Origin of the sequence: Roseomonas indoligenes, assembly GCF_017813365.1 — a bacterium.
Taxonomy (GTDB): Bacteria; Pseudomonadota; Alphaproteobacteria; order Acetobacterales; family Acetobacteraceae; genus Roseomonas; species Roseomonas indoligenes.
The window spans coordinates 153,048-176,294 of record NZ_JAGIZA010000012.1 but is presented as its reverse complement, the minus strand read 5'-3'; the positions used below and the strand labels follow the sequence as shown (position 1 = coordinate 176,294).

Here is a 23,247-nt window from a genome sequence, read left to right as displayed (position 1 = left end):
CGTTCCCGGGAATGGATCTCGGCGCGCGTTCCTCGTGCATTCGGGATTAGAGCCGCGCCGGGCGGCTGTCGAGGCCGGGGCTCCGGTCTGGCGGCGCCTTCAGCCCAGGGCGGCGGGACCGGCGGGACCGTCGAGCCAGGCCCAGGGGCGGCGGGCATGGTCGGCCTCCATAAAGGCATCGATGGCCGTGCGGTGGCTGAGGGTGAGGTCCAGGTCCGTCCAGCCGTTCAGCAGCTTCGTGCGCCAGACCGGATCGATGGCGAAATCCCAGCGCGTGCCGCCCGCGGCCAGGACGCGGGATTCGAGGTCCACCGTCACCTCCGCATTCCCCGCGTCCAGCCAGGCGAGGAGGGCTTCCACCGCATCCTCCTCCATTCGCGCAGGAAGCAGGCCGTTGTTCACGGCGTTGCTGCTGAAGATGTCGCCGAAGCTCGGCGCCAGGACGCAGCGGATCCCGTGGTCCAGAAGCGCGTAGGCAGCGGCTTCTCGCGAGGAGCCGCTGCCGAAGTTGCGGCGGGTGACCAGCACCGCGCTGCCCGCCCGCTCCGGCCGGTTCAGCGGGAAGTCCGGGCGGGGTACGGCGGCGGCGTCGAAGCGCAGATCGTAGAGCAGGAAGTCGCCGTAGCCGGCGCTGCGGGGGCGGCTCATGAAGCGGGCGGGAATGAGCTGGTCCGTATCCACGTTGCTCATCGGCAGCGGGCAAGCCTTGGCGGTGAGGCTGCGGAAGGGCTCCATCACGCGCGGCCCTCCAGCAGCGGGCGGACATCCGTCAGATGCCCGGTCACGGCGGCGGCGGCAGCCATGGCGGGGGACATCAGGTGCGTGCGCGCGCCCTTGCCCTGGCGTCCCTTGAAGTTGCGGTTGGTGGTGGAGGCGCAGCGCTCCCCCGCTCCAACGAGGTCGCCATTCATGCCCACGCACATGGAGCAGCCAGATTCCACCCATTCCAGCCCGGCCGCGGTGAAGATCCGGTCCAGCCCCTCCTCCTCCGCCTGCCGCTTCACGAGGGTGGAGCCGGGGGAAACAAGGCCGGGGATGCGCGCGCGCCGGCCGGAGAGGACGGCGGCGGCAGCGCGCAGGTCCTCGATGCGGCTGTTGGTGCAGGAACCGATGAAGACGCGGTCCACGACGATGTCGGCGATCCGCTGCCCGGCATGCAGGCCCATATAGTCCAGGCCCTCCCGGATCTGCGCCGCGCGCGCAGGATCGGCGGCGCGGTCCGGGTCCGGCAGGGTGGCGGTGACGGGGAGGGCATCCTCCGGGCTTACGCCCCAGGTGACGATCGGCGCAATCTCCGCGCCGTCCAGCACCACCTCGCGGTCGAACTCGGCGCCGGGATCGCCGGGGAGTGCGAGCCAAGCCTCGGCGGCGCGGTCGAAGGCGTCCTCCCGCGGCGCGAAGGGCCGCCCGCGCAGGAAGTCCAGCGTTGTCGCATCCGGTGCCACCATGCCGCTGCGCGCGCCGGACTCGATGGAAAGGTTGCAGAGGGTGAGCCGCCCCTCGACCGAGAGCGCGCGGATGGCGGACCCCGCATACTCTACGGCATGGCCCTGCGCCCCATCCGTCCCGATCCGGGCGATGATGGAAAGGGCGATGTCCTTCGCGGCGATGCCGGGGCCGGTGCTTCCCTCCACCGCGATCCGCATCCGCTTCGGCCGGCGCTGCCAGAGGGTCTGCGTCGTCAGCACATGCGCGACCTCGGAAGCGCCGATGCCGAAGGCCAGTGCCCCGAGCGCGCCGTGGGTGGAAGTATGGCTGTCGCCGCAGACGACCGTGAGCCCGGGCAGGGTCAGCCCCTGTTCCGGCCCGACGACATGAACGATCCCCTGCGCCGGGCTGTCCAGCCCGAACAGGCGCAGGCCGTGATCCGCGGCATTGTCGGAGAGCTGCTGGACCATCCGGCGGATGGTGTCGTCCGCGATGGCGTTGCCCCGGCCGCGCGTGGGCACGTAGTGGTCGGCCACGCCGATGTTCTGGGATGGTCGGGCAACCCGCGCGCCGCGGGCGCGCAACTGGTTGAACGCGTGGTGGGAGCCCTCGTGAAAGAAGTGGCGGTCGATCTGCAGCAGCGCCTGCCCGTCCTCCCGCGTCAGGATGACATGCGCTTCCCAGACCTTGTCGAAGAGCGTGCGTGGCCCGTTCCCCGCCATGTCCGGCCTCCCTTTTGCTGTGCGGAAAATAGGATCGCGGGTAGGCTTGATGCAATGGTCCTGTCCGATATCCTAGACAGCATGCTGTCCCGGACATAGGACAGGAGAGGCGGCGGCAGAGGGGGCAGGCGGTTGAGTGCGACAGTCGAGCCTTTCAAGGCGCGCCGCGTCTATCTCGTGCTGCGGGACCGCATCGGCTGCGGCGCCCTTCCGCCGGGCGCGCGCCTTCCCGGCGAGCCCGACCTTGCGGCGGAGCATGGCGTGGCGCGCGTGACCATCCGGCGGGCGCTGGATCAACTCGCGCGGGAAGGGCTGCTGGAGCGCCGCCCGGGCGTGGGAACCTTCGTGCGCGGCGTGGCGACCCTGCCTCCGGCCACCGCCGATTTCGCGGACGTTTTCACCCACCTGAAGGAAATGGGGCGGCGCACCGAGGTGCGGCTCCTCTCCTTCGGCTATGCCGTGCCGCCGCCAGCGGTCGCGCTGGCCCTGGACCTCGCGCCCGGCGAGGCCGCGCAGCGCGCCGTCCGCGTCCGGTGCATGGCGAGCGGACCCTTCTCCTACCTGACCACCCATGTGCCCGCGCGGATCGGCCGGACCTATTCGGAGTCGGAGCTGGCAAGCCAGCCGCTCCTCGTGCTGCTGGAGCGGTCCGGCCTGCGGATCGGCCGCGCGCGCCAGAGCATCGGCGCGACCCTCGCCGGGCCTGACCTAGCCGCGGTGCTGGAGGTGGAGATCGGTGCCCCGCTGATCGCGCTGACGCGGCTGGTACAGGACGAGGAGGGCAGGGCGGTGGAGCACCTGCACGCCCTCTATCGCCCCGACCGATTCTCCTTCGAGTTGCAGATGCAGCGCACCGGCGCCGAAGGCGAGCGCCGCTGGAGCCCCATGGCCCCGACGGGCGCCTCGCCCGCCAACGTGAACAGGACCCGCTCGACAAGGACGGGTCGCGGGCCGGACCCGCAGGACGATGAGAGGACAGGTTCATGAGGACGCTTCCGACGACCACCCGCCGCGCGCTGCTCGGCACCGCTGCCGGAGGCACGGCGCTGCTGGCCGCCCCGGGCCTGCTCCGCGCACAGCCCGCGCCCGTGAAGATCGGCCTGCTCCAGCCGTTGACCGGCGCCCTGGCGCAGGACGGCGATCTCGGCCGGATCGGCGCGGAGGCGGCGGTGGCCAAAATCAACGGGGATGGCGGCCTGCGGGCGCTGGGCGGGGCGAAGATCGAGCTGGTCGTCGCCGATGCCCGCTCAAACCCCGAGGCCGGCGTGCAGGAGGTCGAGAAGCTGCAGGGCGAGGGCGTGGTGGCGATCGTCGGCGGCTTTGCAAGCCCGATCTGCCTGGCCGCCAGCCAGGCCGCGGCGCGCTACGACCTGCCCTATGTCGTGGATGTCGGCGTGGCGGACAGCATCGTCTCGCGCGGGCTGACCAACACTTTCCGCCTGGCCCCGGGCTTCGGCACCGTCACCTCCGCCGCTGTCGAGAACCTGATCCGGCTGAACGACGGCGCCGGCAAGCCCTGCAAGACGGTGGTGCTGGTGCATGAGGACGGGCTGTTCGGCTCCGGCCTCGCGAAGCTGATGCAGACGGAGCTGCCGAAACACGGCTTCGAGGTGCTGGAGACCATCGCCCACCCCACCCCCGCGCGCGACATGAACAACATCGCGCTGCGCCTGCGCTCCCTCCGGCCGGACCTGCTGATCCCCTCCTCCTACTATGGCGAGTTCGTCCTCCTCTCCCGCACCATGCGGCAGCAGCGCATCCGGCCGAAGGGGATCTACGCCGTGCTGAACGGCGCCGCCTCGAACTACCGCTTCGTGAAGGAATTTCCGGACGCGGCGCTGGGCGTGATGGACTGCAACCACTGGCACGACCCGAAGAACGCGGAGGCCATCGCGCTGAAAGCCCAGGTGGAGGCGTCCGGCAAGTTCTGGGCCTACAACATCCCGCTGAACTATTCCTGCGTGAAGCTGGTGGCCGATGCGGTCAACCGCGCCGGCGCGGCGGACCGCGCGAAGGTGCTCCAGGCGCTCACGACCTCCGACTATTCCGGCCATATCATGCCGTACGGGCCGACAAGGTTCGTGAACGGGCAGAACGCGGGGGCGCGCCCGGTCAATACCCAGGTGCAGGACGGCGACATCAAGGTGATCTTCCCCACTGAGGTGGCAGATTCCCGTCCCGTCTTCCCGATCCAGGGCTGACCGTGCCGATCGAGCTGATCGCGGAGGCCGTGGCGAACGGCCTGCTGGCGGGGGCGGCCTATGCGCTGGTGGCGCTGGGCCTCACCCTCGTCTACGGCGTGCTGCACATCGTGAACTTCGCGCACGGGGCGCTGCTGACCCTGGCGATGTTCGCGGCCTGGGGGCTGAACGCGGCCTTCGGGCTGGACCCCTACCTCGCCATCCTGCCGATGGCCGCGGGCTTCATGGCGCTGGGCTACGCGCTGCAGCGCTGGGTGATCGGCCCGGCGAGCCACGGGGATGACGGCAACACGCTCCTCGTCACGCTCGGCCTCTCCATCGTGATCGAGAACGCGATGCTGGCCCTGTTCCGCTCCGACACCCGCACGCTGGGCACGGACTCCGGCTTCGACGTGGTTGAGCTGGGCCCGATGCTGCTCTCCCGCCCGCGCCTGATCGGCTTCGGCGTCTCCCTGCTGGCTGCTGCGCTGCTCTGGGCACTGCTCTCGGCCACCGACACGGGCAAGGCCATTCGCGCCGTTGCGAAGGAGAAGCTGGGCGCCCAGCTCTGCGGCATCGACCCGCGCCACATCTACGCAGTCACCTTCGGGCTGGGCTGCGCCTGCCTGGCCGTGGCCGCGTGCCTGCTGCTGCCGACCTTCTACGTGAACCCGCGCGTGGGCAATGCCTTCGTGCTGATGGCCTTCACCATTGTCGTGCTCGGCGGGATGGGATCGATCCCCGGCGCGCTGCTCGGCGGCCTCATCGTCGGCGTCGTGGAGAGCCTGGGCGGGCTGCTGCTGGGGGAGAGCCTCGGGCAGCTCGGCATCTTCGTGATCTTCATCCTCGTGCTGCTGCTTCGGCCGACCGGCCTGTTCGGTGCGCGGGCATGAGCGCGCGGGACCTCTGGCCGGGGCTGGCGCTGCTCGCCCTGATCGCCCTCCTTCCGTTCGTGGCGTCCAACACCGCCCTGAACTTCCTGCTCTCGGTGCTGATCGTCGCGCTGGCGGCGCAGGGATGGAACATCCTGGGCGGCTATGCGGGGCAGCTCTCCTTCGGGCACGCGGCCTTCTTCGGAACCGGCGCCTACGCCACCGCGATCCTGCAGCTCCGTTTCGGAGTGAACGCCTGGATCGGGCTGGCGGCCGGCATCGCGCTCGGCGCCCTGGTGGGCTGGGCCATCGGCGCACTCTCCTTCCGCGCTCGGCTGAGGGGGTCCTACTTCGCCCTGGTCACCCTGGCCTTCGCGGAGGTGCTGCGGATCCTGGCCAATGCGGCGGATGTCACGGGCGGCGCGGCGGGGCTGCTGATCCGCCTTTCCCCGGGCGTGGCGAACCTGCAATTCCCATCCCGCGCCGTGTTCCTGTGGCTGGTGGCCGCAACCGTGGCCGGGGTGCTGGTGCTGACGGCCTGGATCGCTCGCGGCCGCTTCGGCGCGCAGCTCGTGGCGGTGCGGGAGAACGAGGACGCGGCCCGCGCGCTGGGCGTGGACGTGCTGGGCGTGAAGCTGCGCGCCATCGCCCTCTCCGGCGCCATCACGGCGGCGGCGGGCTGCCTCTACGCGCAGAACTTCCTCTACCTCGACGCTAACATCGCCTACGGCACCTGGATCTCCGTGGAGGTGCTGATCGCCTGCGTGCTGGGCGGCGCCGGCACGGTGCTGGGCCCGGTCCTCGGCGCCCTGGCGCTCCATGGGGTAGGGGAGATCGCGAAGATTGCCCTCGGCCATATCGTAGGACCGGTGCCGGGCGTCGATCTCATCGTGTTCGGCGCGCTCCTCGTGCTCGCCATCGCCTTCCTCCCGCGCGGCGTCATGGGCGGGCTGCGGCGGCTTGGGCAGGGGCTGGCACGATGAGCCTTCTGCGGGCGGAACACCTCTCGCGGCGCTTCGGCGGCCTGCTGGCGGTGGACGGGGCCTCGCTGGAGGTGCCGGAGGGCGGGCTGATCGGTCTGATCGGGCCGAACGGCGCGGGGAAGACGACCCTTTTCGCCCTCGTTTCCGGCTTCCTGTCGCCGAGCGGTGGGCGCGTGCAGTTCCAGGGCGAGGACGTGACGAGGGAGCCGCCGCACCGGCGCGCCGCGCTCGGAATGGCCCGCACCTTCCAGATCGTGCAGCCCTTTGCCGGATTGAGCGTGCGCGAGAACATCCTGGTCGGAGCCTATCTCCGCCACGCCAGGCGTGAGGAGGCGGTGCGCGTCGCGGATGCCGTTGGGAACGAGGTCGGGCTGGGACCCATGCTGGACCAGCAGGCGTCCGCGCTGACCGTGGCTGGGCGCAAGCGGCTGGAGCTGGCACGAGCACTGGCAACCCAGCCGAAGCTGCTTCTGCTGGACGAGGTCCTGGCCGGGCTCAACCCCTCGGAGGTGCGGGACATCATCCCCGTCATCCGCGCCATCCGCGACCGTGGTGTCTCCATTCTGATGATCGAGCACGTCATGCAGGCCGTGATGAACCTCTGCGATCACGTCCACGTCCTGGCGAGCGGGCGCATGATCGCCGATGGCCCTCCGCGCGAGGTTACGGCGAACCCGCAGGTGATCGAGGCCTATCTCGGCCATGGCGCGGCCGCGCGCATCGCGGCGGGAGGCGCCGGTGCTTGAGGTAAGGGGCCTGCGTGCCGGTTACGGGCCGGTGGAGGTGCTGCGCGGCCTCGACATGGCGGCTTCGACCGGCGAGATCGTAGCCGTGCTCGGCGCCAACGGCGTGGGCAAGACGACGCTGAACAAGGTGCTCTCGGGCGTGGTGCCCGCGCGCGCAGGGGAGATCCGGTTCGACGGAACGCGGCTGGACGGCATGGACCCTGCCGCCATTGTCGAGGCAGGGCTGGTCCAGGTGCCCGAGGGCCGGCGCATCTTCCCGAACATGAACGTGCGGGAGAACCTCGAACTCGGCTCCTACCGCCGTGCCCGACCCCGCCGCGCGGCGAACCTGGAGCGCGTGTTCGAGACCTTCCCCCGCCTGCGGGAACGGGCAGGGCAGGCGGCGGGCACGCTCTCCGGCGGCGAGCAGCAGATGCTCGCAATCGGTCGCGGCATGATGGCCGAGCCGCGCCTTCTGATTCTAGACGAGCCCTCGCTCGGGCTCTCCCCGATGCTGGTGGAGGAGATGTTCGCGCTGATCCTGCGCCTAAACGCGGACGGGCTGCCGATCCTGCTGGTGGAGCAGAACGTCGTGCAATCGCTCGAGATCGCCGCGCGCGGCTTCATCCTGGAAAACGGCACCTTCGCGATGAGCGGCCCCGCCGCCGCCCTGCGCGACGACCCGGAACTGCGCCGCGTCTATCTCGGCCTGTGAGGACACCATGACCATGATCTCCCTCAAGCGGCGCCTGGCGGAGCAGAGGCCCGTGACCGCACCCGGCATCTACGACGCGCTGACCGGCCACCTGGCGGAGGAAGCGGGGTTCGAGGCGGCCTATGTCTCCGGGGCCGCCATCGCCTACACGCGCCTGGGACGGCCGGACATCGGCCTCGTCTCCATGGCGGAGGTTGCGGAGACGATTGCCCTGATCCGGGACCGCGTTTCCATTCCGCTGGTCGTGGACGCGGATAACGGCCACGGGAATGCCCTCAACGTCCAGCGCACGGTACGGATGTATGAGCGCGCCGGGGCGAACGCGCTGCAACTTGAGGACCAGACGCTGCCCAAGCGCTGCGGCCACCTGCAGGGCAAGTCCATCGTCTCGGCGGGCGAGATGGCCGGCAAGATCCGCGCCGCCGTGGATGCGCGGGCGAGCGAGGAGACGCTGATCATCGCCCGCACCGATGCCGTGGCGGTGGAGGGCATCGAGGCCGCAATGGACCGTGCCGCGCTCTATGCCGAGGCCGGGGCGGATGTTCTCTTCGTCGAGGCACCGCGCGATATCGCCCAGATGGAAGCGATCAACGCGCGCCTGGGTGGACTGCGGCCGCTGATGGCGAACATGGTGGAGGGCGGGGACACGCCCATCTCCACCGGCGAAGAACTGGGGCAGATGGGCTTTCGCCTGGTGATCTTCCCCGGCGGCATCGTGCGCGCGCTGGCCCTGACGGCGCAGGCCTATTACCACTCCCTCGCGGCGCATGGCTCCAACAGGCCCTTCTCGGACCGCATGCTGGATTTCAGCGGGCTGAACGCCCTGATCGGCACGCCGGAGATGCTGGAGCTCGGCGCGCGCTACGACGCCCGGGACGCCGCAAGGGGCGCCGCAGAATGACTCCCGATCCCGTCACCCTCGCCATCTTGAAGGGTCGGCTGGAGGGCATCGCGGACGAGATGGACGCGACCCTGTTCCGGTCCGCCTTCAACCCCATCATCGCCGAGGCGAAGGACGCCTGCCACGGGCTCTACCACGCCACGACCGGGGAAACGCTCGTCCAGGGAACGAGCGGGCTGCCTATCTTCGTTGGCGCGATGGCCTTTGCCGTGAGGGTGGTCATCGACAAGGTGGCGCACGACGGCGACCTGCGCCCCGGCGACACCTTCCTGTTCAACGATCCCTACGACGGCGGCACGCACCTGAACGACTTTCGCCTCGTGCGGCCGGTGTTCCGCCGTGGCGAGTTGTTCTGCTGGATCGCCTCCGTCGGCCACTGGCTGGACGTAGGCGGCAATGTGCCCGGCGGCTATAACCCGAAGGCGACGGAGAGCTTCCAGGAGGGATTCCGCCTTCCGCCCGTGCGGCTGATGCGCGATGGCGCGGTGAACCAGGACATCGTGGACATCCTGGCCGCCAATTCCCGCGTGCCCGCCTCCAACTGGGGCGACCTGAACGGCCAGATCAACGCGCTGGATCTTGGCGAACGCCGTCTCGCGGCGCTGATCGACGAGCACGGCGAGGATGTGGTCCAGGGTGCCTTCACCGCCTTCTCCACGCGCGCAGAGGCGCTGATGCGCTCCGCCATCGCCGGCCTGCCGGACGGCACCTACGCCTTTGAAGACGTGCTGGACAACGATGGCATCACCGACGAGACCCTGACCATCGCCCTGGACCTGACGATCAGCGGCGAGGAGATGGTGCTGGACTTCTCCCGCTCGTCCCCGCCGGCGCAGGGACCGGTGAGCATCAGCCGCGCCACCACCATCGCTGGCTGCTACGTCGCGCTGAAGCACGTCTTCACGGAGGTTCCGGCGAATGCCGGCTGCCTGCGCCCGATCCGCTTCGTTGTGCCGGAAACCACGCTGCTCGGCGCCGGGGCGCCGCACCCGATGGCCGGGTATACGGAAACCGTGCTGCGCCTGATCGGCGTGATCTTCGGTGCGCTGGCGAAGGCCGATCCATCCCGCGCCACGGCCGCGCCCTTCGGCACAATCAACGCGCTCTCCATGGCCGGTCACCGCGGGGACGGCTCGCGCTGGGTGATGTTCTCCTTCTTCGGGGGCGGCCTCGGCGGCAACCCGGAGAGCGACGGGCTGAACCACGCCAACAACCCCATCTCGACGGCCACCATCCCGCCGGTGGAGATCCTTGAAGCCGCCTATCCCGTGATGTTCACGCAGTGGGCGCTGCGGCCAGACTCCGCGGGCGCCGGGCAGCATCGCGGCGGGCTGGGAGCCGTCTACGAGATCGAGGCGCTGGTCCCGGCCAGCGTTTCGCTGCTCGGCGAACGCGGGAAGGTCGCGCCCTTCGGCGTCGGCGGTGGAGGCTCCGCGGCGCCGAACCGCTTCCAGTGGGAGACGGAGGAGGGGATGCGCTCCCCGCCCATGGTTTCGAAGGTGACGGATGTCCGCATCACCGCCGGACAGCGCGTACGGCTGGAGACGCCGGGTGGCGGCGGCTGGGGCGATCCCGCGGCACGCGACGCGAGGGCGGCGGAGCGCGATCGGCGGATGGGTTACGTGACAGGCGGGGCAGCGGAATGAATGGCTCGGCCAAGGTCGTCGGTGTGGATGTCGGCGGGACCTTCACGGACCTCTTCCTCTTTGACGAGGCGGCGAAGACCTTCCGCACGGCCAAGGTCCCGTCCAACCGTGGCGATGAGGCGGTTGGCTTCCTCAACGGCCTCCGCCAGTTCGGCGCTGTGAGGGATCTGGCCTCGGTCGTTCACGGCACCACCGTCGGCACCAATGCGCTGCTGGAGCGGAAGGGCGCGAGGGTCGGCCTCATCACCACGCGCGGCTTCCGCGACGTGATTGAGATGCGCCGTCGTGACCGCCTGCGGACCTGGGGCCTCTGGGGCGATTTCATCCCCGTGGTGGACCGCGACATGCGCCTGGAGGTCACGGAGCGCACCCTGGCCGACGGTTCGATCCGCGAGCCGGTGAACGAGGAGGAGGTGCGCGCCGCCGTGCGCCAACTCCTGGCGCAGGGCGCAGAGGCGCTGGCGATCGTCTTTATCAATGCCTACGCCAACCCGGCGAACGAACGCGCGGCGCTGGTCGCCGCCGCCTCGGTCTGGGAAGGCGAGGCGATCGGCTGCTCCACCCAGATCCTGCCGGAGATCCGTGAGTTCGAGCGCACCTCGACCACCGCGCTCAACGCCTATCTCCAGCCGGTCGTCGGCTCCTATCTCGGCAAGCTGGACGCGGCGCTGCGGGAGGACGGCTTCACCGGCCGCTTCCACATCGTGCAGTCCAATGGCGGCGTCATGTCCACGGAATCCGCCCGCCGCGTGCCCGTGCGCACCGCGCTCTCGGGCCCGGCCGCGGGCGTGATTGCCGCCGCCGCCATCGCGCGGGAGGCCGGCTTCCCCGACGTGGTGACGGGCGATCTCGGCGGCACCTCCTTCGACGTGTCGCTCGTCGTGAACGGGGAAACAGCGCTGGCCGCGCAGACCACGATCGACTTCGGCCTGGTGATCCGCACGCCGATGATCGAGATCACCACCATCGGCGCCGGCGGTGGCTCCATCGCGCGCGTTGATGCTGGCGGGATGCTGCAGGTCGGGCCGGAGAGCGCGGGCTCGCGCCCCGGTCCGGTCTGCTACGCCGGCGGCAACACGCGCCCGACGCTGACGGACGCCAATGTCGTGCTCGGCCGCATCAACGCGGAGCGTCCGATCGGCGGCAGCCTCAAGCGCCTGGATGTGGAGGCGGCCAAGGCCGCCATCCTGGAGCATGTGGGCGTGCCGCTCGGGCTGGGCGCCATGCCGGCGGCGGAAGCGGTGCTGCGCGTCGCGAACGGCCATATGGCGAAGGCCATCCGCCTCGTCTCGATCGAGCGCGGACACGATCCCGCCCGCTTCGCCGCCGTGCCCTTCGGCGGCGGCGGCGCCCTGCATGCCGGCGCGCTGATCCGCGAGGTCGGGCTGAAGGCCGCGCTCGTGCCGCGCTTCCCCGGCATCAACTCGGCGTTGGGCTGCGTGATCGCGGATATCCGGCACGATCAGGTCCGCACCGTGAACCTCTCGCTGGAGGGAATCGACGCCGGGGCGCTGGACCGGCTGATGGTTGAGGAGGCATCGGCGGTGCGCGCCGTTGTCGCCGATGCCGGGCTGCCGGTGGAGCGGATCGACACCGTCTTCGCGCTCGACATGCACTACACCGGGCAGACCCACACCGTCGCGGTGACCTTGCCCCTGGAGGTCGTGGAGGGCACGACCGGCGTTACCGAGGCCACCATCCGTGCCGCCTTCGAATCCGCCTATCAGGCGAGCTTCAGCCGCCTCCTCACGGGCGTGCCGGCGCGCATCGTGAACCTGCGCACCGCCGCGATCGGCCGCCGGCCGCATTTCGATCTCGCGGCGCTCGCGCCCGAGGCGGGCACGACGCTGGAAGGCGCGCGGCGCGGCTCGCGCCCGGTCTGGTTCAGCGGCGGCTGGCACGAGACGGCGATCTTCTCGCGCCTGGACCTGCCGGTCGGCGCGGTGATTGCGGGCCCCGCCATCCTGGAGCAGCCGGATGCCACCACCGTGGTCGATCCCGGCCTTACCGCGCGGGTGGACCGGCTGGGCAACGTGATCGTGGAGAACGCTGCGTGAATCCCATCCCCGCCACGAACACGGCCCTGCTCCTCTTTGACCTTCAGAACGACTTCGTCCACCCGGACGGCGCCTATGCGCGGGGCGGGCAGGGGGATTCTTCGATCGCCGCGCTCCCCGCAAAGCTTGCACCGCTCGCGGAGGCCATGCGCCAAGCGGGCGGCTGGATCGCTTCCACGCACTTCACCCTCTGGCCGGGCCGTGGCGGCGAGCCGATCATCGCACCGCACCTAAAGGCGCTCCGCCCGTTTCTGCGCCGCGGCGATTTCGCGCCGGGAAGCTGGGGGCAGGCCCTGCTGGACGAGCTGGGGCCGAGCGACATTCCGATCGAGAAGGTGGCCTATTCCGCTTTCTACATGACGCGGCTGGAGTGGATGATCCGCAAATGCGGGATTGAGCGCCTGATCGTCGGCGGCATCGTCACCAATGGCGGCGTCTCCACCACGGTGCGGGACGCGCATGTCCGGGATATCGAGGTGACCGTCCTCTCCGATGGCTGCGCCGCCTTCGGTCGGGAGGCGCATGAGACGGCGATCGCCGCGCTGCGCCCCGTTGCCCGCATCGCGACCGTCGCGGACGTGATGGCGGAGCTCTCCGCGTGATTCTGCCGGCGCTGGAGGCCTACGACGTCTCCGTCCCCGTCGTCATCGTGGGCGCCGGCGCCGCCGGCCTCTGCGCGGCTCTGGCCGCGAAGGAGGCGGGCGCGGAGGTGCTGGTGCTGGAGCGCGACCCGGTGCCCCGCGGCTCCACCGCGCTCTCGGCGGGGTTGGTGCCTGCCGCGGGCACGCGCTGGCAGCGCGAGGCGGAGATCAAGGACAGCCCGGACCTCTTCGCCGCGGACATCATGGCCAAGGCCGTCGGCGAGCCGGACGCGGAGGAGGTGGGAACCGTCACGCGCGCCGTCGGCCCCGCGCTGGAATGGCTGGCCGACGCACATGGCCTCGCCTTTTCCGTCATCACCGATTTCCGCTACCCCGGCCACTCCGCCAACCGCATGCACGGCTTGCCCAGCCGCTCCGGCGAGGAGTTGGTCGACCGGTTGCGCGATGCGGCCGAGAGGGCGGGCATCGACATCCTCTGCGACGCACGCGCCATCGCGCTGCACGCGGCGGGAGATGGGCGCATCGCCGGGCTGACGCTGCGCCGGCCGGATGGCGCGGAGGATACTCTCGGCTGCGGTGCGCTCGTGCTCGCCTGCAACGGCTATGGTGGCAACAAGGGCCTTGTGCGTCAGCATGTCCCCGCGCTCTCGGACGCCCTCTATTTCGGCCATCCCGGGAACCAGGGCGAGGCGATCCTCTGGGGCGAGGCGCTGGGGGCAGCCACGCGGCACCTGCCGGGCCACCAGGGCCACGGCTCCGTCGCCCATCCCGTCGGCATACTCATCACCTGGGCGACGATCACGGAGGGTGGCGTCCAGGTGAACCTGCAGGGCCGCCGCTTCTCCGATGAGAGCCATGGCTACTCCGAGCAGGCGGCGAAGGTGCTCCAGCAGCCCGAGGGTATCGCCTGGACGGTTTTCGACGCGCGCATTGCCGGCATCGCCGGCCAGTTCGAGGATTTCCGCCGGGCCGAATCAGCCGGCGCGATCCTGGAGGCGGAGAGCGTTTCCGCCCTGGCCGCCGCCACGCGGCTGCCCGAGGCCGCGCTGACCGAAACCCTGGCGGAGTTGCAGCGTCTCAAATCCGCGGGCTCCACCGATGCCTTCGGCCGCAGCTTTGCGGGAATTCCCCAGCTCTCGCCCCCCTACCGCGCTGTCCGAGTCACCGGCGCGCTGTTCCATACGCAGGGCGGGTTGGTCGTGGATTCCAGTGCGCGGGTCACGCGGCCGGATGGCAGTGCCTTCCCCAACCTCTTCGCCGCGGGCGGCGCGGCCTGCGGCGTCTCGGGCCCGCAGGCCTCGGGCTATCTCTCGGGCAATGGCCTGCTCACGGCGGTTGCGCTCGGCCGCATCGCCGGGCGCGGCGCCGGCGCCCTGGCACAAGGGGCATGCGCATGACGATCACCCGCCGGCATGGCCTTGCCTTCAGTCTCGCGGCCATCCCGGTCATGCGCACCGCCCGAGCGCAGCCCGCGGCGGGCTGGAAGCCGTCCCGCCCCGTGCGGCTCGTGCTGCCCTTCTCCCCGGGCGGGCTGACGGACATCCTCGCCCGCCAGGCGGCGGAGGCGCTCACCCCGATCCTCGGCCAGTCGGTCGTGGTGGAGAACCGTGCCGGTGCGGGCGGAAATCTCGCGGCGGAGAACGTGGCCCGCTCCGCACCCGACGGACACAGCCTCCTGATCGCCACCCAGGGCATCATCGAGATCAACAAGGCGCTCTACACCCGGCTGGGCTACGATCCCGATGCGGATTTTGTCCCGCTGGGAATGCTTGGCCAGCAGCCCAACCTGCTCGTCGTCAGCGCGCAGCGCTACCCGCGGGAAACCCTGGCCGAGGTTCTTTCCGCGGCCCGGGGGCGTGCGGGTGGCCTTTCCTATGGCTCCAACGGTGCCGGCTCCTTCACGCATCTCTCGATGGAGCTGCTCCGCAGCCGGGCCACGGCGGAAATGACGCACGTCCCCTATCGCGGCAGCGCGCCGATGCTGACGGATCTCGTCTCCGGCACGCTGGACATCGCCTTCGACGGGCTCGGAACCTCCCTGCCGCAGGTCCAGTCGGGCGGGCTCCGCGCCCTGGCCGTCTCCTCGCCGGGGCGGAGCGCATTGTTGCCGGAGGTGCCCGCCGTGGCCGAGACCCTGCCGGGCTTCGACGCAACGCCCTGGTACGGCGTCTTCGCCGCAGCTGGCACGCCGCCCGCGATCCTGGCGGCCTGGGAAGCGGCGTGGCAGGCCCTGCTGACCGGCCCCGCCTGGGCACGCATCCTGGTTGAACGCCAGGTGGACCCGCTCCCCGGCGGTCGCGACGTTCTGATTGCCCATATCGCGGCGGAGCGGGCGGTTTGGCGGGAGGTGGTCCGCAGCACCGGTGCGCGGGCGGACTAGGGTGTTCGGCCCGACCGTGGATTGGGCCTGGAACGGCCCGCCGCCCGGTTCCGCCGCCGAGCACGCGGCGCGCCTCCTGCTGCTGGACAGCCTCGGCTGCGCGCTGGCAGGGCTGGCCCATGGGCGGCCCCGCGCCATGGCCGCTGCCCTTGCCCCGAGTCATCCCGGCGTGCTGCGCCTGCCCGGCTGCCCGCCGCTGGGACCGGCCGGCGCGGCCGCCGTCCTCGCCGCCGCGATGCCGTGGGACGAGGCGAATGAAGGGCTTGCCCGCTCGCATGGTCGGCCTGGGCTCGCAGTCGCACCGCTCGCGGTCGCCGCCCTGCTCGGCGGAGCGACGCTCGGCGAGGGGCTGTCGGCTTACGCGCTCGGCTATGAGATAGCGGCACGCGCCGGTGAGGCATGGCGCATCCGCCCGGGGATGCATGTGGACGGGGCGTGGCACAGTCTCGGCGCCGCCGCCGCCTCGGCCCAACTCGGGGGAGGGGACCCGGCGGCCGCATCTCGCGCCGTGCGGATCGCGGCCTGCCAGATTCCCTTCAGCCTCTACGCCCCGATCAGCGCGGGCATGGATGGGCGCAACACCTACCCCGCGCATGCGGTGATGCTGGGCAGCCTCGCCGGCGCCGCCGCCGTCGCGGGACTGGACGCACCGGAGTCCGGCTTCGCAACCGCACGGGAAACGGCTCTCGGTCTTTCGTCCCCGGCCGAAGTGGAGCCGCCGGGCATCTGGCTGCTCGAGGAGGCCTACATCAAGCCCTTTGCCGGTGTGCGCCACGCCCATTATGCGGCGGCTGCCGCACTCGCGCTGCGTCCGCACCTGGGCGGTACGATGCCGCGCAGCATCCGCCTCCATACCTATGCCGAGGCGCTGCAATACGCAGGGAACCGCGCCCCGGCTGCACCAATCACGGCCCAGTTCAGCCTCTCCTGGGCAGTGGCGGCCGCTCTGTTGCAGGGCGACCTTGGACCCGCCGCCTATACGGAAGTCGCCTTGGCCGACCCCCGCCTGCGCGCGATGGAGGCTGCCGTCGAACTGCTGGAAGACCACGCCCTGCCGCCGGGCCGGCGCGGCGCACGGCTGGAACTGCTCATGCCGGACGGCCGCTCGCTGGAGGAGGCGGTCAACGGCGTGACGGGCGATCCCGATCGCCCGATGACCGCCAAAGAGGCAGCGGCCAAGTTCCGGCGCTACGCCGGCACCGTCCTGTCAGATGCGGCAGCGGAAGCCACGCTCGCGGCGTTGCTGGGTCCCCTCGACGCCCGGCCGGGAAACGCCCTGATCGCCTGAGCTGGCGCGCTCTGCCGGCAATCCGCGAGGACCCTGCCAGCACCGGCCTCATGCTGGCCCAGACCCGGCCAGCGTTGCAGCAAAATTACCGTCGCGCCGCGTCACGACCCCCCGGGGAGGATCGCGCTCGCCACCTGCCGCACGGTGTTCCGCAACACCCCGCCAAGCTCCGGCTCACCCGCCATCGATTTCGCGAAGGCCAGCGCCTGCTTCATCGTGATGTGCGGCGGAAGCGGCGGCACGTTGGGATCGGCCCGCACCTCGATCACCACGGGACGGTTGGCGGCGAAGGCCTCCTCCCAGGCGGGGCCCAGGCGCTCGGGGTCACTGACCTCGATCCCCTTTAGGCCGAGAAGTTCGGCGTAGCGGGCGTAGGGGATGTCCGGCAGGCTCTGCGTCGCCTCGAACTTGGGGTCGCCCTCCATCACCCGCTGCTCCCAAGTCACCTGGTTCAGGTCGCGGTTGTTCAGGACCATGCAGACGAAGCTCGGGTTGGACCAGCCCTGCCAGTACTTCGCAACCGTGATCAGCTCGGCCATGCCGTTCATCTGCATCGCACCGTCGCCGCAGATCGCCAGCACCGGCCGGTCGGGGTGCGCGAACTTCGCCCCGATCGCGTAGGGCATGCCCGATCCCATGCTGGCCAGCCCGCCGGAGAGAGAGGCCATCATCCCCCGCCGCAGCTTCACGTCCCGCGCGTACCAGTTGGTGTGGGACCCGCTGTCGCCGGTGATGATGCAGCGCTCGGGCAGGCGGGAGGAGAGCTCCCAGAACGCGCGCTGGGGATTGATGGGATCGGCCGGCTGCATGGCGCGATCCTCCAGCGTCTTCCACCAGCCGCGCACGTCTTCCGTCAGCCCGTCGCGCCAGCTCGTGTCGCTCTTCTGCTCCAGCATCGGCAGCAGCGCCCGCAGCGTCTCCGTGGAGTCACCTTCCAGGTTCACCTCCATTGGGTAGCGGATGGAGAGATTGCGCGACTGAAGGTCGATCTGCACGCCGCGCGCCTTGCCGACCTCCGGCAGGAATTCCGAATAGGGGAAGGAGGAGCCGATCATCAGCAGCGTGTCGCAGCCGGTCATCAGCTTCCAGCTCGGCTCCGTGCCGAGCAGGCCGATGGAGCCCGTCACCCAGGGCAGCTCGTCCGGCAACGCCGCCTTGCCCAGCAGCGCCTTCGCGCAGCCGGCCTGCAGCCGGTCCGCCACCGCGATCACCTCGTCCGCCGCGCCCATCGCGCCCGCGCCGATGAGCAGCGCCACCTTCTTGCCGGCGTTCAGCACCTCCGCCGCGCGCCGGAGGTCGGCCTCGGCCGGGACAACGCGCGGGAAGGAGTAGCCGGAACCGGAGGGGATATAGCCGTGCTGGCGCGGCATCTCCTCCACCGCCTCCAGCTCCTGCAGGTCGTTGGGGAAGATGAGCGTTGTGATGGTGCGCTCCGCGATGGCGATGCGTGCCGCGCGGTCGATCAGGTGCGGCACCTGGGCCGGCACGGCGGCCATTTGCACGAAGTCCCGGGACACGTCCTTGAACAGCGTGACGAGGTCGACCTCCTGCTGGTAGTGCCCGCCGAGCGCGGCGCGTGCCTGCTGCCCGACGATCGCCAGCACGGGCTGGTGGTCGGCGCGCGCGTCATAGAGACCGTTGAGCAGATGGATCGCGCCGGGGCCGGAGGTGGCGATGCAGACGCCCAACTCGCCCGTGAACTTCGCGTGCGCGGCCGCCATGAAGGCCGCCATCTCCTCGTGGCGCGCCTGCACGAAGGCGATCTGCTTCGACTCGTCCTTGTTGTGGCGGTTCAGCCCACCGAGCAGGCCGTTGATGCCGTCGCCCGGGTAGCCGAAGACCCGCTTCACCCCCCAAGCCGTCAGCTTCTCCCAGAGCTGGTCACCCACCGTCTTCGCCATGCCGAACCCTTCCGCGCGAAAGCCAGGTTCCGGCCGCATCGACAGGCCGGTGGCCGGTCAACGCCGCCCCTGCCACGGGTGTTGCCACGGTGGCCGAAGGTTCATCGGGCCACATCAAAGGTTAGCGGGCAGCCCCGGCCGCGACTGCCATTTTCAACGGGCGTTGTTGAGTGGAAAGAGGGAGGCAGCCAGATGACGACGGACACCATCGTCGGCCTGATCCGGGACGCGGCGGAACCGTTGCCCGAGCCGGGCGAGCCGGGCTTCGCGGAGGCCTTCGATCGCTTCGGCGAAGCGCGCGTGGTGCTGCTGGGCGAGTGCAGCCACGGCACCTCCGAGTTCTACCGGTCCCGGGCGGCCATCACCCGTCGGCTGGTCGAGCGCCACGGCTTCACGGTCGTGGCTGTGGAGGCGGACTGGCCCGATGCCGCCGTGCTCGACCGCCAGGTGAGGGGCGGCCCGCCGAAAGAGGGTGCGGAGCCGCCTTTCCGCCGCTTCCCCACCTGGATGTGGCGCAACACGGATGTGGCCGATTTCCTGGGCTGGATGCACGCCTGGAACGCGGACCGGGCGGACGGCGCGCAGGCCGGCTTCTACGGGCTAGACCTCTACAATCTTGCCGGCTCGATCGAGGCAGTTCTCGGCTACCTGGACCGCGTGGACCCGGAGGCAGCGAAGGTCGCGCGGGAACGTTACGGCTGCCTCATGCCCTGGATGAATGAGCCGGAGCGCTATGGCCGCATGTCGCTTTCCCGCGGCTATGCACCTTGCGAGGAGGCGGCGGTGAAGACGCTGCGCGACATCCTGGACCGGAGGCTGGACTACGCGCGCGGCGACGGCGAGGACTTCCTGGACGCGACGGCCAGCGCACGCCTCGTCAAGAACGCGGAGGCCTACTACCGGGCCATGTACTACGGCGGCGCGACGAGCTGGAACCTGCGCGACACCCATATGTTCGAGACGCTCTGCGCCCTGCTGGACGCGAAGGGCCCGGGATCGAAGGCCGTGGTCTGGGCGCACAACTCCCATATCGGCAACGCCGCCATGACGGAGATGGGGCGGGACCGCGGCGAGCTGAACATCGGTCAGCTCTGCCGCGAGCGCTTCGGGGATCAAGCTGCGCTCGTCGGCTTCGGCACCCATGCCGGCACCGTCGCCTGCGCCACGGACTGGGACGAGCCTATGGAGGTCAAACGCGTGAATCCCTCCCGCCCCGACAGCTACGAGCGGCTGGCGCATGACAGCGGCGTGCCGCGCTTCCTGCTGGACCTGCGGGAGGGCGTCCACGAGCCGCTACGCCGGGCGCTTGCGAAGGATCGGCTCGAGCGGTTTATCGGCGTGATCTACCGGCCTGAAACGGAGCGCTGGAGCCACTACACCGAATGCAGCCTGACCGGGCAGTTCGATGCCTATGTCTGGTTCTATGAGACCAAGGCGGTGACGCCGCTGCCCACGCGAGCGGAGGAGGGGCCGGAGGAGACCTTCCCCTCGGGCCTCTGACCCCGCCATGAGCCCGACCCTGCACCCGCGCCTGCTGAACGGGCGCACGGGCGACGCGGGCGTGCTGGTGGAGGCGCTGCACCGGCCGGGCGTCGTGCTCCTCGACTGCGGCGACCTCTCCGCCCTCTCGCCTCGGCACCTGCTGCGGGTTGAGATCGTGGCCGTCTCACACGCCCACATGGACCACTGGGCGGGCTTCGACACGCTGCTGCGCCCGCTGATCGGGCGGGAGAGGCGGCTGACGCTGGTTGGGCCGGCGGGCTTCGCGCAGCGCGTCTTCCATCGACTGCAGGCCTATACCTGGAACCTGGCGCCCCGCATCCCTGCCGACTTGGTCTTCGACGTCACGGAAGTGGTGCAGGGACCATCCTGGCCGCGCACCCGGCTGCGCCTGCATGGCGATTTCCAGCCGGAACCCCTGCCGTCCCTCCCAGTAGACCCCGAGGGAACGGTGCTGCGGAGCGGGGTTCTGCGTCTGCGCGCTGCCGTGCTGGACCACGGCACGCCCTGCCTCGGCTTCGCGCTGGAGGAGGAGGCGCACCTGAATGTCTGGCGCACCCGCCTGGAAGAGCGCGGCCTGCCGACCGGCCCCTGGCTGGCCGGGCTGAAGGCGGCCGTGCTGGAAGGGCGCCCGGACGATCACCCCATCCCCATCTTCGACCGGCCCTCGCCCGCGCAGGGCGCGCCGGCGATGTCGCTGGGAGCGCTTCGCGACCTTGTTTCCGTCACCCCAGGCCAGCGCCTGGCCTACCTGACCGACTTTTCGGACCGGCCGGAAAACCGCGCCGCCGCCACGGCCCTGGCCAAGGGCGCCGACACCCTGTTCATCGAGGCGACCTTCGCCGCCGCGGACGCCGCCATCGCCCTGGACCGCGGCCATCTCACCACCCGGGCCGCCGGGGAGATCGCGCGGGCAGCAGGGGTGCGGCGGGTGGAGCCTTTCCACTTCTCACCGCGCTACGCCGGGCAGGAGGCTCGACTCCTCGCGGAACTGGCCGATGCTGCCGGGCCAGGGATCATCGTGCCGGACCAGGCCGGCTCCCCCGCGGAGCCCTGACCACCCTTCTGCGACGCCTCCGGACGCGGCAAAATCGGCGCGAACCGGAGAATGCCCTTGGTCCCGCCATCCGCTCACGCCGCTTGCCAGCCAATAGGGGGCGCAGCAGCCCCGAGCCGGCGATGAGCGCGCCGGGCCTGCCCTGGCGCGTGCCGGCGGCGCTCTGCGTCACCCAGCTCATCCATTGGGGCTCGCTCTTCTACGCCTTTTCCGTGCTGATGCCTGCCTTGATCGCGGAGACCGGCTGGGCGCGGGAAGCCGTGGTCGGCGCCTTCTCGGCCGGCCTGCTCGCGGAAGCGGCGGCCGCCATTCCCATCGGCGTCCTGCTGGACCGGATCGGCGCGCGGCGTGTGATGGTGGCGGGTTCGGTTGCCGCTGCCGCGGGGCTCTTCCTAGCAGGCAAGGTGGCCGCGCCCTGGCAGCTTTACGCCGTGTGGATTGGCCTCGGCGCGACCATGGCCGCGGTGCTGTACCAGGCGGCCTTCGCGGCCGTGACGGCCGCCTTCGGCAGGGAAGCGCGGCGGGGCATTGCCGTGGTGGCCTTCGTCGGCGGGCTGGCGAGCACCGTCTTCTGGCCGGTGACGGGATGGCTGGTGGATGCCGTGGGATGGCGGGGCACTTGCACGGCCCTGGCCCTGCTCAACCTCGCCTGTGCCGTGCCGCACGCCCTGCTGCCCCGGGCAAGCGGCCGGAAGGCAGCCACCGGCGCCCCGGTTCCGGCGGATGGACCGGCCCTGGGCTGGCGCTTCGCCGGCCTGGCCTTCGTCTACGCCGTGATCGGCGCGGCAAGCGCCGCGATCGCCGTCCACCTCGTCCCGTTCCTGCAGGAGAGGGGGCTCGGCGCCTCCGCCGCGCTGCTCGCCTCGCTCGTCGGGGTGGCGCAGGTGGCCGGGCGCGTCGCGGAGTTTGCCGCCGGCGGGCGCCTATCCGTCCCCGCCGCGACGCTGCTCGCGCTCGGGACCCAGGCCGCGGCCTTCGCCCTCCTGGGGCTGGGATGGGGCGCGCCGCTGCTGGGGTTGGCCGTCGCGCTCTACGGCGCGGCGAACGGCGTGCTGACGATCATGCGGGGGGCGTTGCCGGTCCATCTGTTCGGCACGGCGCGCTACGGCACGATCTCCGGCGCGCTCTCCTCGGCCAATGCGCTGGCACGGGCGGCCGGGCCTCTGGCGGTGGCCTGGGCCTGGGGCGTTGCCGGCGGCTATGCCCCGGCCTTCCTCGCCCTCGCCGCGCTGGCCATCGCGGGCATGGTGGTCTTCGCCGCCGTGGCCTCCCGCAGGCCCGTCGCGCCGCCCTGAGGGAGCCCCTCGTTGCGCCAGGCCCTGGCCCGTGCTGCAACCCCCGCCCGATGCGGAACCGGGCCGGAGGATGGCATGCGCGCTGACAGCGTTCTCGAGACGATCGGCGGCACGCCGCACATCCGGCTGCGCCGCCTTTTCCCCGAGGCCGAGGTCTGGGTGAAGTCGGAGCGGTCGAATCCCGGCGGGTCCATCAAGGACCGCATCGGGATCGCGATGATCGAGGCGGCGGAGCGCGACGGACTGCTGAAGCCCGGCGGCACCATCATCGAGCCGACCTCCGGCAATACCGGCATCGGGCTCGCCATGGCGGCCGCGGTGAAAGGCTACAAGCTTGTCCTCGTCATGCCGGAAAGCATGTCGGTGGAGCGGCGGCGCCTGATGCTCGCCTATGGCGCCAGCTTCGACCTGACGCCGCGCGAGAAGGGCATGAAGGGTGCCATCGCCCGCGCTGTGGAGCTGAAGGACAGCACCCCCGGCGCCTGGATTCCCGGGCAGTTCGAGAACCCCGCTAACGTGGAGGTCCACGTCCACACCACCGCGCGCGAGATTCTGGCGGACTTCCCGGAAGGGATCGACGCGCTGGTCACCGGCGTCGGCACGGGCGGCCACATCACCGGCTGCGCGCGGGTGCTGAAGGCGGAGTGGCCGGGCCTGAAGGTCTTCGCCGTGGAGCCCGCGGCCTCGCCCGTGATCTCCGGCGGCCAGCCGTCTCCGCACCCTATCCAGGGGATCGGCGCGGGCTTCGTGCCGGGGAACCTCGATACCTCGCTGCTGGACGGGGTGATCCAGGTCGGGGCCGACGAGGCGAAGGACTATGCCCGCCGCTCCGCGCGCGAGGAGGGGCTGCTGGTCGGCATCTCCTCCGGCGCCACGCTGGCGGCGATCGCGGCGAAGCTGCAGGAACTGCCGGCCGGCGCCCGGGTGCTCGGATTCAACTACGACACGGGGGAGCGCTACCTTTCGGTGCCGGACTTCCTGCCGGAATAGCCGCC

Annotated in this window: 20 protein-coding genes; 17 read left to right on the top strand and 3 right to left on the bottom strand. The window is 71.0% G+C overall.

What is annotated here, in order from left to right:
* Positions 1 to 99: 99 nt before the first annotated feature.
* Together leuD and leuC are read right to left on the bottom strand one after the other, a co-directional pair.
* Complete coding sequence (leuD, locus tag J5Y10_RS18925; protein ID WP_209375679.1) at positions 100 to 735, bottom strand: 3-isopropylmalate dehydratase small subunit; 636 nt, start codon at positions 733 to 735, stop codon at positions 100 to 102.
* A complete protein-coding gene (gene leuC, locus J5Y10_RS18920) occupies positions 735 to 2,150 on the bottom strand; it encodes a 3-isopropylmalate dehydratase large subunit (RefSeq protein WP_209375652.1) in 1,416 nt (471 codons plus the stop codon). The genes leuD and leuC overlap by 1 nt, the downstream gene beginning before the upstream one ends.
* A 132-nt stretch (positions 2,151 to 2,282) precedes the next feature.
* Between leuC and J5Y10_RS18915 the strand changes: the two genes are divergently transcribed.
* From J5Y10_RS18915 to J5Y10_RS18855, 13 genes are read left to right on the top strand one after another with little or no spacing between them, the layout of a single operon-like run.
* A complete protein-coding gene (locus tag J5Y10_RS18915; RefSeq protein WP_209375651.1) occupies positions 2,283 to 3,137 on the top strand; it encodes a GntR family transcriptional regulator in 855 nt (284 codons plus the stop codon).
* Entirely contained in the window at positions 3,134 to 4,351 is a 1,218-nt protein-coding gene (locus tag J5Y10_RS18910) for an ABC transporter substrate-binding protein (RefSeq protein ID WP_209375650.1), read from the top strand. The genes J5Y10_RS18915 and J5Y10_RS18910 overlap by 4 nt, the downstream gene beginning before the upstream one ends.
* Positions 4,352 to 4,353: 2 nt before the next feature.
* Positions 4,354 to 5,223, top strand: a complete 870-nt coding sequence (locus tag J5Y10_RS18905; protein WP_342452963.1) for a branched-chain amino acid ABC transporter permease — start codon at positions 4,354 to 4,356, stop codon at positions 5,221 to 5,223.
* Positions 5,220 to 6,185, top strand: a complete 966-nt coding sequence (locus tag J5Y10_RS18900) for a branched-chain amino acid ABC transporter permease (protein WP_209375649.1) — start codon at positions 5,220 to 5,222, stop codon at positions 6,183 to 6,185. Before J5Y10_RS18905 ends, J5Y10_RS18900 begins: the two co-directional genes overlap by 4 nt.
* A complete protein-coding gene (locus J5Y10_RS18895) occupies positions 6,182 to 6,931 on the top strand; it encodes an ABC transporter ATP-binding protein (RefSeq protein ID WP_209375648.1) in 750 nt (249 codons plus the stop codon). The genes J5Y10_RS18900 and J5Y10_RS18895 overlap by 4 nt, the downstream gene beginning before the upstream one ends.
* Entirely contained in the window at positions 6,924 to 7,625 is a 702-nt protein-coding gene (locus J5Y10_RS18890) for an ABC transporter ATP-binding protein (protein ID WP_408901590.1), read from the top strand. The genes J5Y10_RS18895 and J5Y10_RS18890 overlap by 8 nt, the downstream gene beginning before the upstream one ends.
* A gap of 7 nt (positions 7,626 to 7,632) precedes the next feature.
* The gene (locus J5Y10_RS18885) at positions 7,633 to 8,526 is read left to right on the top strand and encodes an isocitrate lyase/PEP mutase family protein (protein ID WP_209375646.1); all 894 of its coding nucleotides are present in this window, start codon (positions 7,633 to 7,635) and stop codon (positions 8,524 to 8,526) included.
* On the top strand, positions 8,523 to 10,172 hold the full coding sequence (locus J5Y10_RS18880; protein ID WP_209375645.1) for a hydantoinase B/oxoprolinase family protein: 1,650 nt from the start codon (positions 8,523 to 8,525) through the stop codon (positions 10,170 to 10,172). Before J5Y10_RS18885 ends, J5Y10_RS18880 begins: the two co-directional genes overlap by 4 nt.
* Positions 10,169 to 12,229 carry a hydantoinase/oxoprolinase family protein gene (locus tag J5Y10_RS18875; protein ID WP_209375644.1) on the top strand — a complete coding sequence of 687 codons (2,061 nt, stop codon included), beginning with the start codon at positions 10,169 to 10,171 and terminating at the stop codon, positions 12,227 to 12,229. Before J5Y10_RS18880 ends, J5Y10_RS18875 begins: the two co-directional genes overlap by 4 nt.
* A complete protein-coding gene (locus J5Y10_RS18870) occupies positions 12,226 to 12,831 on the top strand; it encodes a cysteine hydrolase family protein (RefSeq protein WP_209375643.1) in 606 nt (201 codons plus the stop codon). Before J5Y10_RS18875 ends, J5Y10_RS18870 begins: the two co-directional genes overlap by 4 nt.
* Positions 12,828 to 14,228 (top strand): FAD-dependent oxidoreductase, encoded by a 1,401-nt coding sequence (locus J5Y10_RS18865; RefSeq protein ID WP_342452962.1) that lies wholly within the window; start codon positions 12,828 to 12,830, stop codon positions 14,226 to 14,228. Before J5Y10_RS18870 ends, J5Y10_RS18865 begins: the two co-directional genes overlap by 4 nt.
* The gene (locus J5Y10_RS18860; protein WP_209375642.1) at positions 14,225 to 15,211 is read left to right on the top strand and encodes a Bug family tripartite tricarboxylate transporter substrate binding protein; all 987 of its coding nucleotides are present in this window, start codon (positions 14,225 to 14,227) and stop codon (positions 15,209 to 15,211) included. Before J5Y10_RS18865 ends, J5Y10_RS18860 begins: the two co-directional genes overlap by 4 nt.
* A gap of 1 nt (position 15,212) precedes the next feature.
* Positions 15,213 to 16,499: an MmgE/PrpD family protein gene (locus J5Y10_RS18855; RefSeq protein WP_209375641.1), complete on the top strand. Its 1,287-nt coding sequence runs from the start codon at positions 15,213 to 15,215 to the stop codon at positions 16,497 to 16,499.
* A 101-nt stretch (positions 16,500 to 16,600) separates the two neighbouring features.
* Here the strand turns inward: J5Y10_RS18855 and J5Y10_RS18850 are convergent, their stop codons facing one another.
* The gene (locus J5Y10_RS18850) at positions 16,601 to 18,400 is read right to left on the bottom strand and encodes a thiamine pyrophosphate-requiring protein (RefSeq protein ID WP_209375640.1); all 1,800 of its coding nucleotides are present in this window, start codon (positions 18,398 to 18,400) and stop codon (positions 16,601 to 16,603) included.
* Between the two features lie 192 nt (positions 18,401 to 18,592).
* Here J5Y10_RS18850 and J5Y10_RS18845 point away from each other — a divergent pair, with 192 nt between their 5' ends.
* The 4 genes from J5Y10_RS18845 to cysK all read left to right on the top strand — a co-directional run bounded on the left by J5Y10_RS18845 (position 18,593) and on the right by cysK (position 23,242).
* On the top strand, positions 18,593 to 19,900 hold the full coding sequence (locus tag J5Y10_RS18845; protein ID WP_209375639.1) for an erythromycin esterase family protein: 1,308 nt from the start codon (positions 18,593 to 18,595) through the stop codon (positions 19,898 to 19,900).
* A 7-nt stretch (positions 19,901 to 19,907) separates the two neighbouring features.
* The gene (locus J5Y10_RS18840; protein ID WP_209375638.1) at positions 19,908 to 20,957 is read left to right on the top strand and encodes an MBL fold metallo-hydrolase; all 1,050 of its coding nucleotides are present in this window, start codon (positions 19,908 to 19,910) and stop codon (positions 20,955 to 20,957) included.
* A gap of 122 nt (positions 20,958 to 21,079) precedes the next feature.
* Positions 21,080 to 22,252 (top strand): MFS transporter, encoded by a 1,173-nt coding sequence (locus J5Y10_RS18835; protein ID WP_209375637.1) that lies wholly within the window; start codon positions 21,080 to 21,082, stop codon positions 22,250 to 22,252.
* A gap of 75 nt (positions 22,253 to 22,327) precedes the next feature.
* The gene (cysK, locus tag J5Y10_RS18830; protein ID WP_209375636.1) at positions 22,328 to 23,242 is read left to right on the top strand and encodes a cysteine synthase A; all 915 of its coding nucleotides are present in this window, start codon (positions 22,328 to 22,330) and stop codon (positions 23,240 to 23,242) included.
* Positions 23,243 to 23,247 lie beyond the last annotated feature (5 nt).

Bases quoted from the DNA above. Each gene is read 5' to 3' on its own strand.
- J5Y10_RS18845 (WP_209375639.1), top strand. From the start codon at position 18,593: ATGACGACGGACACCATCGTCGGCCTGATCCGGGACGCGGCGGAACCG.
- J5Y10_RS18910 (WP_209375650.1), top strand. From the start codon at position 3,134: ATGAGGACGCTTCCGACGACCACCCGCCGCGCGCTGCTCGGCACCGCT.
- J5Y10_RS18840 (WP_209375638.1), top strand. From the start codon at position 19,908: ATGAGCCCGACCCTGCACCCGCGCCTGCTGAACGGGCGCACGGGCGAC.
- cysK (WP_209375636.1), top strand. From the start codon at position 22,328: ATGCGCGCTGACAGCGTTCTCGAGACGATCGGCGGCACGCCGCACATC.
- J5Y10_RS18895 (WP_209375648.1), top strand. From the start codon at position 6,182: ATGAGCCTTCTGCGGGCGGAACACCTCTCGCGGCGCTTCGGCGGCCTG.
- J5Y10_RS18900 (WP_209375649.1), top strand. From the start codon at position 5,220: ATGAGCGCGCGGGACCTCTGGCCGGGGCTGGCGCTGCTCGCCCTGATC.
- J5Y10_RS18875 (WP_209375644.1), top strand. From the start codon at position 10,169: ATGAATGGCTCGGCCAAGGTCGTCGGTGTGGATGTCGGCGGGACCTTC.
- J5Y10_RS18860 (WP_209375642.1), top strand. From the start codon at position 14,225: ATGACGATCACCCGCCGGCATGGCCTTGCCTTCAGTCTCGCGGCCATC.
- J5Y10_RS18850 (WP_209375640.1), bottom strand. From the start codon at position 18,400: ATGGCGAAGACGGTGGGTGACCAGCTCTGGGAGAAGCTGACGGCTTGG.
- J5Y10_RS18835 (WP_209375637.1), top strand. From the start codon at position 21,080: ATGAGCGCGCCGGGCCTGCCCTGGCGCGTGCCGGCGGCGCTCTGCGTC.
- leuD (WP_209375679.1), bottom strand. From the start codon at position 735: ATGGAGCCCTTCCGCAGCCTCACCGCCAAGGCTTGCCCGCTGCCGATG.
- J5Y10_RS18880 (WP_209375645.1), top strand. From the start codon at position 8,523: ATGACTCCCGATCCCGTCACCCTCGCCATCTTGAAGGGTCGGCTGGAG.
- leuC (WP_209375652.1), bottom strand. From the start codon at position 2,150: ATGGCGGGGAACGGGCCACGCACGCTCTTCGACAAGGTCTGGGAAGCG.
- J5Y10_RS18885 (WP_209375646.1), top strand. From the start codon at position 7,633: ATGACCATGATCTCCCTCAAGCGGCGCCTGGCGGAGCAGAGGCCCGTG.